The sequence below is a fragment of the Streptomyces sp. NPDC094147 genome (assembly GCF_044764265.1).
Lineage (GTDB): Bacteria > Actinomycetota > Actinomycetes > Streptomycetales > Streptomycetaceae > Streptomyces.
The window spans coordinates 23,005-37,487 of record NZ_JBIWHT010000017.1 but is presented as its reverse complement, the minus strand read 5'-3'; the positions used below and the strand labels follow the sequence as shown (position 1 = coordinate 37,487).

Here is a 14,483-nt window from a genome sequence, read left to right as displayed (position 1 = left end):
TCGACACGCCGTAGAGGCCCGGGATGTCGCCCGAGTCACACGGTCCGACCGCATTACGACCGGGCGCCGGACGGGGTGCCGGTTTGTCCGAAACGCTGGCCCACGAGGTCCCACACGATGTCCGCGAGGGCCTCCTTGGGACCGTACGGCACCGGGGTCTCCGAGCCGTCGGCCCCGAGGACGACCGCCTCGTTCTCCTCGGAACCGAACGTCTTGCGCTCCCCGACCTCATTGACCACGAGCAGGTCACACCCCTTGCGTAGGAGCTTGAGGCGGCCGTTGGCGAGCACGTCGTCGGTCTCGGCGGCGAATCCGACGACCAGTTGCTCGGGCCGGGCCCGGTCGGCCGAGATCTCGGCGAGGATGTCCGGATTGCGGACCAGGGCGAGCGGCGCCGGCTCCTGGCCGTCCTTCTTCTTGATCTTCCCGGCGGCGTACGACTCGGGGCGGAAGTCGGCGACGGCGGCGGCCATGACCACGGCGTCGGCGTCCGCGGCCGCCTTCAGGACGGCTTCGCGCAGCTGTACCGCGGTGCCGACGCGGACCACGTCCGCGCCCGCCGGGTCCACAAGGCCGGTGTTGGCCTCGATCAGGGTGACCCTGGCCCCCCTGGCGACGGCGGTGCGGGCCAGCGCGTACCCCTGCTTGCCGGAGGAGCGGTTGCCGAGATAGCGCACCGGGTCGAGCGGCTCGCGCGTGCCGCCCGCGCTGATCACGACATGCCGCCCGGCCAGATCCCGCTCGGCACTCCCCCGCGCGAGCACCCGGCGGCACACCTCGAAGAGCTCGTCGGGGTCGGGCAGCCGCCCCTTGCCGGTGTCGACGCCGGTGAGGCGGCCGACGGCGGGCTCGATGACGACGGCGCCGCGGCGGCGCAGCGTCGCCACGTTCTCCTGGGTCGCGGGGTGCTCCCACATCTCGGTGTGCATCGCGGGCGCGAAGACGACCGGACAGCGCGCGGTGAGCAGGGTGTTGGTGAGCAGGTCGTCGGCGAGGCCATGGGCGGCCTTGGCCAGCATGTCGGCGGTGGCCGGAGCCACGATCACCAGGTCGGCGTTCTGCCCGATCCGCACGTGCGGGACCTCGTGGACGTCCGACCAGACCTCGGTCGAGACGGGGTGGCCGGAGAGCGCCGACCAGGTGGCCGCGCCCACGAAGTGCAGCGCCGACTCCGTCGGCACCACCCGGACGTCATGGCCCGATTCGGTCAGCCGCCGCAGCAGCTCGCACGCCTTGTAGGCGGCGATGCCACCGCTGACCCCCAGAACGACCTTCGGCTTGCCCATCGGAAAATTCGCCTCTCCCCGCGCCCTGCGACCTTCGGTCTGCGTGTACGTACCCATGACACACCACAGGCCCGGCAGTCGCGCTGCCGGGCCTGTGGTGGAACGTCTGGTGCCTACTGGGCGGGGCCCTCGATGGCCTCGGAGGTCAGCAGACCCGCGTTGATCTCGCGCAGCGCGATCGAGAGCGGCTTCTCGTGGACGTGGGTGTCCACCAGCGGGCCGACGTACTCAAGCAGGCCCTCACCGAGCTGCGAGTAGTACGCGTTGATCTGGCGGGCACGCTTGGCCGCGTAGATCACCAGGCTGTACTTCGAGTCGGTTGCTTCGAGGAGCTCATCAATCGGAGGGTTGATGATGCCCTCGGGCGCGGTCATGGAAGAGGACACTCTCTGCCTTCCGATGGGGATCGAAGATGCGAGTTGACCGATGTGAGCCGAATAACGTCACACGACTCGATCAAACAACTCGCACCAAGGCTAGCAGCTCACGCGCCACGTCCTCGACCGAGGTGTTGACCAGCGTCGTATCGAACTCGGCCTCGGCGGCCAGTTCGACCTTCGCGGCGGCCAGGCGGCGCTCGATGACCTCGGGCGCCTCGGTGCCGCGGCCGGTGAGCCGGCGGACCAGTTCGTCCCAGCTCGGCGGTGCGAGGAAGACGAGCTGGGCCTCGGGCATCGACTCTCGTACGAGCCGGGCGCCCTGGAGGTCGATCTCCAGCAGGACGGGCTCGCCCGCTTCGAGACGCTCCAGGACGGCCTTGCGCGGGGTGCCGTAGCGGTTGCCCGCGAACTCGGCCCATTCGAGCAGTTCGCCGTTGGCGACGAGCTTGTCGAACTCCTCGTCGTCCACGAAGAAGTACTGCACACCGTGCCGCTCGCCGGGACGCGGCTTGCGGGTGGTGGCCGACACCGAGAGCCAGACCTCGGGGTGAACCTTGCGCATATGGGCGACGACCGTGCTCTTGCCGACCCCGGAGGGGCCGGAGAGCACGGTCAGCCGCGGACGTGCGTCCGGGGGTACGGGGGTGGTCCCCCGGAGTGTTGCTGCCATGCGGCGATTATTCCAGCTTCTCGGGTATGCCCGAGACGTCAGGCCTGGGAGCCGCCGAACTCGCGCTCAAGGGACGCGATCTGGTTGGAGCCGAGCCCCCGCACGCGGCGGCTCTCGGAGATCCCGAGCCGCTCCATGATCTGCTTGGCGCGGACCTTGCCCACGCCGGGCAGGGACTCAAGGAGGGCGGAGACCTTCATCTTCCCGATGACGTCGTTCTCCTGGCCCTGCTTGATGACCTCGTGGAGGGAGGCGCCGGAGTGCTTGAGTCGATTCTTGACCTCGGCCCGCTCCCGGCGAGCCGCGGCGGCCTTTTCGAGCGCGGCTGCGCGCTGTTCAGGGGTAAGGGGCGGAAGAGCCACGCCTACGTCACCTCGGATGTCGAACTGTCGGATACGGGACCGGTGAGGAACCTAGTCGCCCCACACCAGGGCGAGCAACGAACAACGCACTCGCGCACGTGCTCGTCTGCTCTCGTCGGAGACTAGCGGCCAAGGCCGCTCCAGTCAGCGAGAACAGACGAAAAGTCCTGGTCAGCCTCAGCCGACCAGGACTTTCCGGACAAAACACCCGGGTTTTGAGTAAGGAAATTGTCAACGTTCCGTGTGGGCGCACCCCACGGCATCCCCGAACGAGGCGCTTTCCCGCTCCGGCGACCGGCCCGGCGGCGGTTCTGGTGCGCCGGAAGGACCGCAGCCCCGATGCGACGCATGTCACATCGGGGCTGCGCCACGTCTCACGCCTGCTGGACCGCCGCGCGGACCTCGTCCGCGTAGCGGGCCGCCGCCTCGCGCAGGGCGCTCACGTCGGGGCCGTGGCGCAGCACGCCTCGGCTCACGCTCGGGACCACGTTGCGCACGGCGGAGCCGAAGACCCCGGGAAGGTCGGCCGGGGTCGCGCCCTGGGCGCCGATGCCGGGGGCGAGCAGCGGGCCGTTGATGTCGAGGTCCACCCCGGCGTCGCCCAGCGTCGCGCCGACCACCGCGCCGACCGAGCCGAGCGGGGCGGCCCCGGCGTTCTCCGCCGCCATGTGGTCCAGCATCAGCTGGGCCAGGGACCGGCCGTCGGCCGCCGTGGAGCGCTGGACCTCGGCGCCCTCCGGGTTGGAGGTCAGGGCCAGCACGAAGACGCCCGAGCCGGACTTCGCCGCCAGGTCGAGCGCCGGGCGCAGCGAGCCGAAGCCCAGGTACGGCGAGACGGTCACGGCGTCCGAGAAGAGCGGCGAGGCGGGGTCCAGGTAGGTGGCCGCGTACGCCGCCATCGTGGAGCCGATGTCGCCGCGCTTGGCGTCCATCAGGACCAGCGTCCCGGCCGCCCGCGCCTCCTCGACCGCCTTCTCCAGGACGGCGATCCCGCGCGAGCCGAACCGCTCGAAGAACGCCGACTGCGGCTTGAGGACCGCCACCCGGTCCGCCAGCGCCTCCACGGTGGTGCGGGTGAAGCGCTCCAGGCCCGCGATGTCGTCGTTCAGGCCCCAGTCCGCGAGGAGGGAGGCGTGCGGGTCGATGCCCACACACAGCGGGCCGCGGGTGTCCATCGCCTCGCGCAGTCGGGTACCGAAGGGGATCATGCGGCGGCCTTCTTCCGGGTCTCGGCGCCGACGGCCTCGGCGAGGGTTGCGTACGGGGAGGCGGCGAGCCGGGCCGCGAGGCCCTTGTGGATCGCGCGGCCCCAGAAGGGGCCCTCGTAGATGAAGGCGCTGTAGCCCTGGACCAGGGTGGCGCCGGCGAGGATGCGCTGCCAGGCGTCCTCGGCGTTCTCGATGCCGCCGACGCCGATCAGGACCAGCCGGTCGCCGACGCGCGCGTACAGGCGGCTGAGAACCTCCAGGGAGCGCTCCTTGAGGGGGGCGCCGGACAGGCCGCCGGTCTCCTCGACGAGGTCCGCCGGGGACTTCAGGCCGAGCCCGTCCCTGGCGATCGTCGTGTTGGTGGCGATGATCCCGTCCAGGCCGAGCTCGACGGCGAGGTCGGCGACCGCGTCGACGTCCGCGTCGGCGAGGTCGGGTGCGATCTTGACGAGCAGCGGGACGCGGCGGCCGGTGACACTGCGGTCGGCGGCCTCGCGCACGGCGGTCAGCAGCGGCCGGAGCGACTCGGTGGCCTGGAGGTTGCGCAGGCCGGGCGTGTTCGGCGAGGACACGTTCACGACCAGGTAGTCGGCGTACGCGGCGAGGCGCTCGGTGGACTTCACGTAGTCGGCGGCGGCCTCGGCCTCCGGTACGACCTTGGTCTTGCCGATGTTGACGCCGACGGTCGTACGGAACACGGCCTTGCGCGCCGCCAGGCGCTCCGCGACGGCCGCCGAGCCCTCGTTGTTGAAGCCCATGCGGTTGATCAGCGCGCGGTCCGGCACGAGGCGGAACAGCCGCTTCTTCGGGTTGCCCGGCTGGGGCTCGCCGGTGACCGTGCCGATCTCGATGTGGTCGAAGCCCAGCATCGCCATGCCGTCGACGGCGACGGCGTTCTTGTCGAAGCCGGCCGCGAGGCCGAACGGGCCGTGCATGCGCAGGCCGAGCGCCTCGGTGCGCAGCTCCTCGTGGCGGGGGGCCAGCACGGCGGCGACGAAGGTACGCAGTACGGGGACGCGGGCCGCGAGCCGGATCCAGCGGAAGGCCAGGTAGTGGGCCCGCTCGGGGTCCATCCGCTTGAAGACGAGGTTGAAGAAGAGCTTGTACATAGGGGCTGTCCTCATGAAGCCTCATGAAGAGGGGGACACCGTTTCCGGTGTCCCCCTCTCCTCTGGTTCGTGGCTAGTCGCGGGCCGCGGTCAGGTGCTCCGCGTGTTCCTGGAGGGAACGGACGCCCACGTCACCGCGGTTGAGGGCGTCGATGCCCTGGACGGCGGCGGCGAGCGCCTGGACCGTGGTCAGACACGGTACGGACCGGGCGACGGCCGCCGTGCGGATCTCGTAGCCGTCGAGGCGGCCACCGGTGCCGTACGGCGTGTTGACGATGAGGTCGACCTCGCCGTCGTGGATCAGCTGGACGATCGTCTTCTCGCCGTTGGGGCCCTCGCCCTCGCTGAGCTTGCGGACGACCGTGGCGTTGATGCCGTTGCGGCGCAGCACCTCGGCGGTGCCGGAGGTGGCCATCAACTCGAAGCCGTGGGCGACCAGTTCGCGCGCCGGGAAGATCATCGTGCGCTTGTCCCGGTTGGCGACCGAGATGAACGCGCGGCCCTTCGTCGGCAGCGGACCGTAGGCGCCCGCCTGCGACTTGGCGTACGCGGTGCCGAACACCGAGTCGATGCCCATGACTTCACCGGTGGAGCGCATCTCCGGGCCGAGCACGGTGTCCACGCCACGTCCGTGGACGTCGCGGAAGCGGCTCCACGGCATCACGGCCTCCTTGACGGAGATCGGCGCGTCCAGCGGCAGCGTGCCGCCGTCGCCGTCCTTCGGGAGCATGCCCTCGGCGCGCAGTTCGGCGACGGTCGCGCCCAGCGAGATGCGGGCGGCGGCCTTCGCGAGCGGCACCGCGGTCGCCTTCGAGGTGAAGGGCACCGTGCGCGAGGCGCGCGGGTTGGCCTCCAGGACGTACAGGATGTCGCCCGCCATCGCGAACTGGATGTTGATCAGTCCGCGGACCCCAACTCCCTTGGCGATGGCCTCGGTTGACGCGCGCAGGCGCTTGATGTCGAAGCCGCCGAGGGTGATCGGGGGCAGCGCGCACGCCGAGTCGCCGGAGTGGATGCCGGCCTCCTCGATGTGCTCCATGACGCCGCCGAGGTAGAGCTCGGTGCCGTCGTAGAGGGCGTCCACGTCGATCTCGATGGCGTCGTCCAGGAAGCGGTCGACGAGCACGGGGCGGGTCGGGCTGATCTCGGTGGACTCCGCGATGTACGAGGACAGCCGCTCCTCGTCGTACACGATCTCCATGCCGCGGCCGCCGAGCACGTACGACGGACGCACCAGGACCGGGTAGCCGATCTCGTCGGCGATGGCCTTGGCGCCCGCGAAGGTGGTGGCGGTGCCGTGCTTGGGCGCGGGCAGACCGGCCTCGGCCAGGACCCGGCCGAAGGCGCCGCGGTCCTCGGCGGCGTGGATCGCCTCGGGCGACGTGCCCACCACCGGAACGCCGTTGTCCTTCAGCGCCTGCGCCAGGCCCAGCGGGGTCTGGCCGCCGAGCTGGACGATGACGCCCGCGACCGGGCCCGCGAGGGTCTCGGCGTGGACGATCTCCAGCACGTCTTCGAGCGTGAGCGGCTCGAAGTAGAGGCGGTCAGAGGTGTCGTAGTCCGTCGAGACGGTCTCCGGGTTGCAGTTGACCATCACGGTCTCGTAGCCCGCGTCGCTCAGCGCGAAGGAGGCGTGGACGCAGGAGTAGTCGAACTCGATGCCCTGGCCGATGCGGTTGGGACCCGAACCCAGGATGATCACGGCGGGCCTGGTGCGCGGCGCGACCTCGCTCTCCTCGTCGTACGAGGAGTAGAAGTACGGGGTCTTGGCGGCGAACTCGGCGGCGCAGGTGTCGACCGTCTTGTAGACCGGGCGTACCCCGAGCGCGTGCCGGACCTCGCGGACGACGTCCTCGCGCAGGCCGCGGATCTCGGCGATCTGGGCGTCGGAGAAGCCGTGCCGCTTGGCCTCGGCGAGCAGCTCGGGGCCGAGCTTGTCGGCGGCGGCCAGCTCGTCGGCGATCTCCTTGATGAGGAAGAGCTGGTCCACGAACCACGGGTCGATCTTCGTGGACTCGAAGACCTCCTCCTGGGTCGCGCCCGCCCGGATCGCGTACATGACGGTGTTGATGCGCCCGTCGGTCGGCCGCTTGGCCTCCTCCAGGAGCACTTCCTTGGTGCCGACCGGGCCCGTGAAGTCGAACTGCGAGCCCTTCTTCTCCAGGGAGCGCAGCGCCTTCTGGAGGGCCTCGGTGAAGTTGCGGCCGATCGCCATGGCCTCGCCCACCGACTTCATGGTGGTGGTGAGGGTGGAGTCGGCCGAGGGGAACTTCTCGAAGGCGAAGCGCGGGGCCTTCACCACGACGTAGTCGAGGGTCGGCTCGAAGGAGGCCGGGGTCTTCTCGGTGATGTCGTTGGGGACCTCGTCCAGCGTGTAGCCGATGGCGAGCTTGGCCGCGATCTTGGCGATCGGGAAGCCGGTGGCCTTCGACGCGAGCGCGGACGACCGGGAGACGCGCGGGTTCATCTCGATGACGATGACGCGGCCGTCGTCCGGGTCGATCGCGAACTGGATGTTGCAGCCGCCGGTGTCGACGCCGACCTCGCGGATGATCGCGATGCCGATGTCGCGCAGCCGCTGGTACTCGCGGTCGGTCAGCGTCATCGCCGGGGCGACGGTGATGGAGTCGCCGGTGTGCACGCCCATCGGGTCGAAGTTCTCGATGGAGCAGACGACCACGACGTTGTCGTTCTTGTCGCGCATCAGCTCCAGCTCGTACTCCTTCCAGCCGAGGATGGACTCCTCCAGGAGCACCTCGGTGGTCGGCGAGAGCGTGAGGCCCTGGCCCGCGATGCGGCGCAGCTCCTCCTCGTCGTGCGCGAAGCCGGAGCCGGCGCCGCCCATGGTGAAGGAGGGGCGGACGACGACGGGGTAGCCGCCGAGCGTGTCGACGCCCTTGAGGACGTCGTCCATGGAGTGGCAGATGACCGAGCGGGCGGACTCGCCGTAGCCGATCTTCTCCTTGACGGCTTCCACGACGCCCTTGAAGAGGTCGCGGTCCTCGCCCTTGTTGATGGCCTCGACGTTGGCGCCGATCAGCTCGACGCCGTACTTCTCCAGGACGCCCTGCTCGTGCATGGAGATCGCGGTGTTGAGCGCGGTCTGGCCGCCGAGGGTGGGCAGGAGCGCGTCGGGGCGCTCCTTGGCGATGATCTTCTCCACGAACTCCGGGGTGATCGGCTCGACGTACGTGGCGTCGGCGATCTCCGGGTCGGTCATGATCGTGGCCGGGTTGGAGTTGACCAGGATGACCCTGAGGCCCTCGGCCTTGAGGATGCGGCAGGCCTGGGTGCCGGAGTAGTCGAACTCGGCGGCCTGGCCGATGACGATCGGGCCGGAGCCGATGACCAGGACGGACTGGATGTCGGAGCGCTTAGGCACGCTGGCCCTCCATGAGCTCTACGAAGCGGTCGAAGAGGTACGCGGCGTCGTGCGGTCCCGCGGCGGCTTCGGGGTGGTACTGGACGCTGAAGGCCGGCTGGTCGAGCAGCTGGAGGCCTTCGACGACCTGGTCGTTCAGACAGACGTGGGAGACCTCGGCGCGCCCGTAGGGCGTCTCGGAGACCTTGTCGAGCGGCGCGTCGACGGCGAAGCCGTGGTTGTGCGCGGTGACCTCGACCTTGCCGGTCGTACGGTCCTGCACCGGCTGGTTGATGCCGCGGTGGCCGTACTTCAGCTTGTACGTGCCGAAGCCGAGCGCGCGGCCGAGGATCTGGTTGCCGAAGCAGATGCCGAACAGCGGCGTCCTGCGCTCCAGGACGGCCTTCATCACGGAGACCGGGCCGTCGGCGGTGGCCGGGTCGCCGGGGCCGTTGGAGAAGAACACGCCGTCGGGGTCGACCGCGTACACGTCCTCGGCCGTGGCGGTCGCGGGCAGCACGTGTACCTCGATGCCGCGCTCGGCCATGCGGTGCGGGGTCATGCCCTTGATGCCGAGGTCGACGGCGGCGACGGTGAAGCGCTTCTCGCCGATCGCGGGGACGACGTACGCCTCCTTGGTGGCGACCTCGGCGGAGAGGTTCGCGCCGACCATCTGGGGGGCTTCCTTGACCCGGGCGAGCAGCGCGGCGTCCTCGGCGAGCCAGGCGCCGGAGAAGATGCCGACGCGCATGGCGCCGCGCTCGCGCAGGTGGCGGGTGAGCGCGCGGGTGTCGATGCCGCAGATCCCGACGACGCCCTGCTTGACGAGCTCGTCGTCCAGGGAGCGGCGCGAGCGCCAGTTGGACGGGATGCGGGCGGGGTCGCGCACGACGTAGCCGGCCACCCAGATCTGCTGCGACTCGGGGTCCTCGTCGTTCACGCCGGTGTTGCCGACGTGCGGGGCGGTCATCACGACGACCTGGCGGTGGTACGACGGGTCGGTGAGGGTCTCCTGGTAGCCGGTCATGCCGGTGGAGAACACGGCCTCGCCGAAGGTCTCCCCCACGGCCCCGTAGGCACGGCCGCGGAAGATGCGGCCGTCCTCCAGGACGAGTACGGCGGGAGTTTTGGCGGCTCCCCGGGTGGAGGTCGTCATCGTGCGGCGCCTTCCGTCGTGTTGGTGGTGATCATGGAGTTGATGGCTTCGACCCAGGCGGTGTGCTGCTCCGCCCGGTCGGAGCGGAAGCCCGAGTCGATGAGCTTGTCGCCGTGGCTCCAGGTGACGACGAGCAGGCCGCCCTCGGTGAGGACCTTGCCCGCGATGCCCTTGTCGAGCCGGGCCTCGCGGAGCTGGGCGGCCGGGACGAAGAAGTCGTTCGCACCGGGGCGTACGACGTCCAGTCCCGCGTCCGTCAGCGTGAGCTCGGCCTTGCTGCGGACGCCGAGCCCGTGCGCGACGATCCGGTCGAGCCACTGACCGGCGGTGGTGGAGCCGTGGTAGCGGCCGCTCAGCTTCAGTTTCGCCTCGCCCGGCGTCTCGGGCACGGTGGGAAGGCCGGGCAGGTCGGCCTGGAGGCGGCCGCGCCACTGCCAGCCCTGGCGCATCAGCCAGTAGACGAGCGCCACGAAGAGCAGCAGTCCGACGACCCAGCCGATCCGCCCGCCCCAGTTGGTCACCTCGGCCGACTTCTCCTCGGCGGCCAGATTGATCAGTGATGCGTACGTCACGCCAGCTTCCCGTCCACGACCGTTGCCCGGCCCCGCAGGAAGGTGTGAGTGATGCGTCCGGGCAGCTCGCGGCCCTCGTAGGGGGTGTTGCGGCTGCGGGAGGCGAAGCCCGCGGGGTTCACCTGTCCACGGTATGCCGGATCGACCAGCGTCAGGTTGGCGGGTTCGCCTGCCGAGACGGGGCGTCCGTGGCCGGTGGCCTGGCCGATCCGGGCGGGCTTGTGGGACATGCGGTCGGCGACGCCGGCCCAGTCGAGCAGCCCGGTCTCGACCATCGTGTGCTGGACGACGGAGAGCGCGGTCTCCAGGCCCACCATGCCCATGGCGGCCGCGGCCCACTCGCAGTCCTTGTCCTCGTGCGGGTGCGGGGCGTGGTCGGTGGCGACGATGTCGATCGTGCCGTCGGCCAGGGCCTCGCGCAGCGCCAGCACGTCGCGCTCGGTGCGCAGCGGCGGGTTGACCTTGTAGACCGGGTTGTACGAGCGGACCAGCTCGTCGGTGAGGAGCAGGTGGTGCGGGGTGACCTCGGCGGTGACGTCGATGCCGCGCGACTTGGCCCACCGGACGATCTCGACCGAGCCGGCGGTCGACAGGTGGCAGATGTGCACGCGGGAGCCGACGTGCTCGGCGAGCAGCACATCGCGGGCGATGATCGACTCCTCGGCGACGGCGGGCCAGCCGCCGAGCCCGAGCTCCGCCGATACGACGCCCTCGTTCATCTGGGCGCCCTCGGTGAGGCGGGGCTCCTGGGCGTGCTGGGCGACGACGCCGCCGAAGGCCTTCACGTACTCCAGGGCGCGGCGCATGATCACCGCGTCGTCCACGCACTTGCCGTCGTCGGAGAAGACGGTGACTGCGGCCGCGGAGTCGTGCATGGCGCCGAGCTCGGAGAGCTGCTTGCCCTCCAGGCCGACGGTGACGGCGCCGATGGGCTGCACGTCGCAGTAGCCGGACTCCTTGCCGAGCCGCCAGACCTGCTCGACCACGCCGGCGGTGTCGGCGACGGGGAAGGTGTTGGCCATGGCGAACACCGAGGTGTAGCCGCCGCGCGCGGCGGCCTGGGTGCCGGTGAGGACGGTCTCGGAGTCCTCGCGGCCGGGCTCGCGCAGGTGGGTGTGCAGGTCGACGAGACCGGGCAGCAGGATCTGGCCCCCGGCGTCGATGACGGTCGCGTCCCCGGCTTCGAGGCCGCTGCCGACCGCGGCGATGGTCTCGCCGTCGATCAGGACGTCCTGGACCTCGCCGCCGAGCACCTTCGCACCACGGATAAGGATCTTGCTCATCTTTACTTGCTCTCCTCGGTACGGGTGTGGCCGGCGGCGGGCGCGGCCTCGTTGTCGAAGACGGCGCCGCCCAGAAGCAGGTACAGCACGGCCATCCGGGTCGAGACGCCATTGGCGACCTGCTCGACGGCGGTGCAGCGGTCGGAGTCGGCGACCTCGGCGGTGATCTCCATGCCGCGGTTCATCGGGCCCGGGTGCATCACGATGGCGTGCTCGGGCATCTTCGCCATGCGGTGGCCGTCCAGGCCGTAGCGGCGCGAATACTCGCGCTCGGTCGGGAAGAAGGCCGCGTTCATCCGCTCGCGCTGCACACGCAGCATCATCACCGCGTCGGACTTCGGCAGCACCTCGTCCAGGTCGTAGGAGACCTCGCAGGGCCAGGCCTCGACGCCGATCGGGACGAGGGTGGGCGGGGCCACCAGGGTGACCTGGGCGCCCAGGGTGTGCAGCAGCAGCACGTTGGAGCGGGCCACCCGGCTGTGCAGGACGTCGCCGACGATCGTGATGCGGCGGCCTTCCAGGTCGCGCCCGAGACCGGCGTCCTTGCCGACCAGGCGGCGGCGCATGGTGAAGGCGTCGAGCAGCGCCTGGGTGGGGTGCTCGTGGGTGCCGTCGCCCGCGTTGACGACGGCTCCTTCGATCCAGCCGGAGTTGGCGAGCCGGTAGGGCGCGCCGGAGGCGTGGTGGCGGATGACGACGGCGTCGGCGCCCATCGCCTCCAGGGTCAGCGCGGTGTCCTTCAGGGACTCGCCCTTGGAGACCGAGGAGCCCTTGGCGGAGAAGTTGATGACATCGGCGGAGAGGCGCTTGGCGGCGGCCTCGAAGGAGATCCGGGTCCGCGTCGAGTCCTCGAAGAAGAGGTTGACGACGGTGCGTCCGCGCAGGGTGGGGAGCTTCTTTATCGGCCGGTCGGCGACCCGGGCCATCTCCTCCGCGGTGTCGAGGATGAGTACGGCGTCGTCGCGGGTGAGGTCGGCGGCCGAGATGAGGTGACGCTTCATCTGGGGGTTCTCCAGGTGTGGTGGAGGTTTTCGGGCGTGCGGGCGCGCAGAAGCGGGCCGTACGGCGTGGTGCGGACCGTACGGAAGGGAAGGGCTACTGCTCGCCGGCCGGGGCGGTCTGCTTGACGCCGAGCAGCACGGCGTCGCGGCCGTCCTCCTCGGCGAGCTGGACCTTGACCGTCTCCCGCAGCGACGTGGGGAGGTTCTTGCCGACGTAGTCGGCGCGGATCGGAAGTTCGCGGTGGCCGCGGTCCACGAGGACGGCGAGCTGGACGGCGCGGGGGCGGCCGATGTCGCCGAGCGCGTCGAGGGCGGCGCGGATGGTGCGGCCGGAGAAGAGGACATCGTCCACGAGGACGACGAGGCGGCCGTCCACCCCGTCGCCGGGGATCTCGGTGCGGCCGAGCGCCCGCGCGGGCTTCAGACGCAGGTCGTCGCGGTACATGGTGATGTCGAGGGAGCCGACCGGGGTCTTGCGCCCGGTGATCTCCTGGAGCTTGACGGCGAGCCGCTCGGCGAGGAAGACGCCGCGGGTCGGGATGCCGAGGAGCACTACGTCATCGGCGCCCTTGGCGCGCTCGACGATCTCGTGGGCGATGCGGGTCAGGACGCGGGCGATGTCGGGGCCTTCGAGAACGGGCCGCGCCGCATCGGAGTGCGCCGGATCCTGCTGGTGGTGCGGGTGCTGCGTGTCCATATGAAACGGACCTCCTTCTCCGCCTCACGGGACGGACCTTAAAGGACGTCGGAATTGCTTTATCAACCGTACCAGGGGCCGACCGGCGCCCGGCACGGGACCCTCACTCGAACGGGTGAGTCTGCCGGAGGAAATCGCGGTGGCCTGCAAGGGCGTGCCCCGGGCGGAGTCCGTCACTCCTCTGGGGCGGGGGTGTGGACCATTCGGCTTGACGCGGCCAAGTAACGCTGCGTAACCTCACAGTGAGTTACAGCCGCGCGGCGGAGCCGCACGTTGTCACAGCGTCCGGGGAGCTATATGTCCAGCGAATACGCAAAACAGCTCGGGGCCAAGCTCCGCGCCATCCGCACCCAGCAGGGCCTCTCCCTCCACGGCGTGGAGGAGAAGTCCCAGGGCCGCTGGAAGGCCGTCGTGGTGGGCTCGTACGAGCGTGGCGACCGCGCCGTGACCGTACAGCGCCTTGCCGAGCTGGCGGACTTCTACGGAGTTCCGGTGCAGGAGCTACTGCCGGGCACCACGCCGGGCGGGGCCGCCGAGCCGCCGCCGAAGCTGGTCCTCGACCTTGAGCGCCTCGCGCACGTGCCGCCGGAGAAGGCGGGCCCGCTGCAGCGCTATGCCGCGACGATCCAGTCGCAGCGCGGCGACTACAACGGCAAGGTCCTCTCGATCCGCCAGGACGATCTGCGCACGCTTGCCGTGATCTACGACCAGTCGCCCTCGGTGCTGACCGAGCAGCTGATCAGCTGGGGCGTCCTGGACGCGGACGCGCGCCGTGCGGTCGCCCACGAAGAGAGCTGACACTTCTTCAGCAGAAACGTGCCGTCGGGGTGGTTGGGGAAGCATGCGCTTCCCCGACCACCCCTTCGGCGTTTTCGCGCACCCGCACGGGCGGGCGGGACAACGCCGAAGGGCCCGCAGCACTTAGTGCTGCGGGCCCTTCGTGGCCGGTGGTGCGACGGACGGCTAGGCGTCGTCGCGGCGCAGGCTCGGCTTGAGGTCCTTGAAACGGGCCAGCAGCCCGTTCACAAAGGCCGGTGAGTCGTCCGTGGAGAACTCCTTCGCCAGCTGCACGGCCTCGTCGATGACGACCGCGTCGGGCGTTTCGTCCTCCCAGACCAGCTCGTACGCGCCGAGGCGCAGGATGTTCCGGTCGACGACCGGCATCCGGTCGAGCGTCCAGCCCACCGCGTACGTGGAGATCAGGTCGTCGATGCGGGCGACGTGGCCCGCGTACCCCTCGACGAGCTGCATCGTGTACTCGGAGACCGGCGGCTGACGGTCGTCGGACCGCGAGTGCCGCACCCAGTCCGCGAGGACCGTCTGCACGGACTCACCGCGCTGGTCGGCCTCGAAGAGGATCTGGAAGGCGCGCTTGCGGGCCTTGTTCCGGGCAGCCAC

The 14,483-nt window shown here is 70.4% G+C and carries 14 protein-coding genes; 1 reads left to right on the top strand and 13 read right to left on the bottom strand.

Going from position 1 to position 14,483, the window contains the following annotated elements:
* Positions 1 to 53: 53 nt before the first annotated feature.
* The 12 genes from coaBC to pyrR all read right to left on the bottom strand — a co-directional run bounded on the left by coaBC (position 54) and on the right by pyrR (position 13,085).
* The gene (gene coaBC / locus ACIQ8J_RS23535) at positions 54 to 1,286 is read right to left on the bottom strand and encodes a bifunctional phosphopantothenoylcysteine decarboxylase/phosphopantothenate--cysteine ligase CoaBC (protein WP_403266322.1); all 1,233 of its coding nucleotides are present in this window, start codon (positions 1,284 to 1,286) and stop codon (positions 54 to 56) included.
* A 113-nt stretch (positions 1,287 to 1,399) separates the two neighbouring features.
* Positions 1,400 to 1,672, bottom strand: coding sequence for a DNA-directed RNA polymerase subunit omega (rpoZ, locus tag ACIQ8J_RS23530; RefSeq protein WP_017242218.1), 273 nt, complete (start codon positions 1,670 to 1,672; stop codon positions 1,400 to 1,402).
* 70 nt (positions 1,673 to 1,742) lie between these two features.
* A complete protein-coding gene (gene gmk, locus ACIQ8J_RS23525; protein WP_403266319.1) occupies positions 1,743 to 2,336 on the bottom strand; it encodes a guanylate kinase in 594 nt (197 codons plus the stop codon).
* Positions 2,337 to 2,374: 38 nt separating this feature from the next.
* Positions 2,375 to 2,698, bottom strand: coding sequence for an integration host factor (locus ACIQ8J_RS23520; protein WP_403266316.1), 324 nt, complete (start codon positions 2,696 to 2,698; stop codon positions 2,375 to 2,377).
* A gap of 374 nt (positions 2,699 to 3,072) precedes the next feature.
* On the bottom strand, positions 3,073 to 3,906 hold the full coding sequence (gene pyrF / locus ACIQ8J_RS23515) for an orotidine-5'-phosphate decarboxylase (RefSeq protein WP_403266313.1): 834 nt from the start codon (positions 3,904 to 3,906) through the stop codon (positions 3,073 to 3,075).
* A complete protein-coding gene (locus tag ACIQ8J_RS23510; RefSeq protein ID WP_403266618.1) occupies positions 3,903 to 5,015 on the bottom strand; it encodes a quinone-dependent dihydroorotate dehydrogenase in 1,113 nt (370 codons plus the stop codon). Before ACIQ8J_RS23510 ends, pyrF begins: the two co-directional genes overlap by 4 nt.
* Before the next feature lie 73 nt (positions 5,016 to 5,088).
* Positions 5,089 to 8,397 (bottom strand): carbamoyl-phosphate synthase large subunit, encoded by a 3,309-nt coding sequence (gene carB, locus ACIQ8J_RS23505; RefSeq protein ID WP_403266310.1) that lies wholly within the window; start codon positions 8,395 to 8,397, stop codon positions 5,089 to 5,091.
* Positions 8,390 to 9,532 (bottom strand): glutamine-hydrolyzing carbamoyl-phosphate synthase small subunit, encoded by a 1,143-nt coding sequence (gene carA, locus ACIQ8J_RS23500; RefSeq protein WP_403266308.1) that lies wholly within the window; start codon positions 9,530 to 9,532, stop codon positions 8,390 to 8,392. Before carA ends, carB begins: the two co-directional genes overlap by 8 nt.
* Entirely contained in the window at positions 9,529 to 10,104 is a 576-nt protein-coding gene (locus ACIQ8J_RS23495; RefSeq protein WP_403266305.1) for a hypothetical protein, read from the bottom strand. The genes carA and ACIQ8J_RS23495 overlap by 4 nt, the downstream gene beginning before the upstream one ends.
* Entirely contained in the window at positions 10,101 to 11,387 is a 1,287-nt protein-coding gene (locus ACIQ8J_RS23490) for a dihydroorotase (RefSeq protein ID WP_403266302.1), read from the bottom strand. Before ACIQ8J_RS23490 ends, ACIQ8J_RS23495 begins: the two co-directional genes overlap by 4 nt.
* A 2-nt stretch (positions 11,388 to 11,389) precedes the next feature.
* A complete protein-coding gene (locus ACIQ8J_RS23485) occupies positions 11,390 to 12,388 on the bottom strand; it encodes an aspartate carbamoyltransferase catalytic subunit (RefSeq protein ID WP_403266299.1) in 999 nt (332 codons plus the stop codon).
* 94 nt (positions 12,389 to 12,482) lie between these two features.
* Positions 12,483 to 13,085 carry a bifunctional pyr operon transcriptional regulator/uracil phosphoribosyltransferase PyrR gene (gene pyrR, locus ACIQ8J_RS23480; RefSeq protein WP_403266297.1) on the bottom strand — a complete coding sequence of 201 codons (603 nt, stop codon included), beginning with the start codon at positions 13,083 to 13,085 and terminating at the stop codon, positions 12,483 to 12,485.
* A gap of 297 nt (positions 13,086 to 13,382) precedes the next feature.
* On the opposite strand from pyrR, the gene bldD reads away from it, so the two are divergent.
* Positions 13,383 to 13,883, top strand: a complete 501-nt coding sequence (bldD, locus tag ACIQ8J_RS23475) for a transcriptional regulator BldD (protein ID WP_403266294.1) — start codon at positions 13,383 to 13,385, stop codon at positions 13,881 to 13,883.
* A gap of 165 nt (positions 13,884 to 14,048) precedes the next feature.
* Here bldD and nusB read toward each other — a convergent pair whose 3' ends face one another.
* The gene (gene nusB, locus ACIQ8J_RS23470; protein WP_403266291.1) at positions 14,049 to 14,483 is read right to left on the bottom strand and encodes a transcription antitermination factor NusB; all 435 of its coding nucleotides are present in this window, start codon (positions 14,481 to 14,483) and stop codon (positions 14,049 to 14,051) included.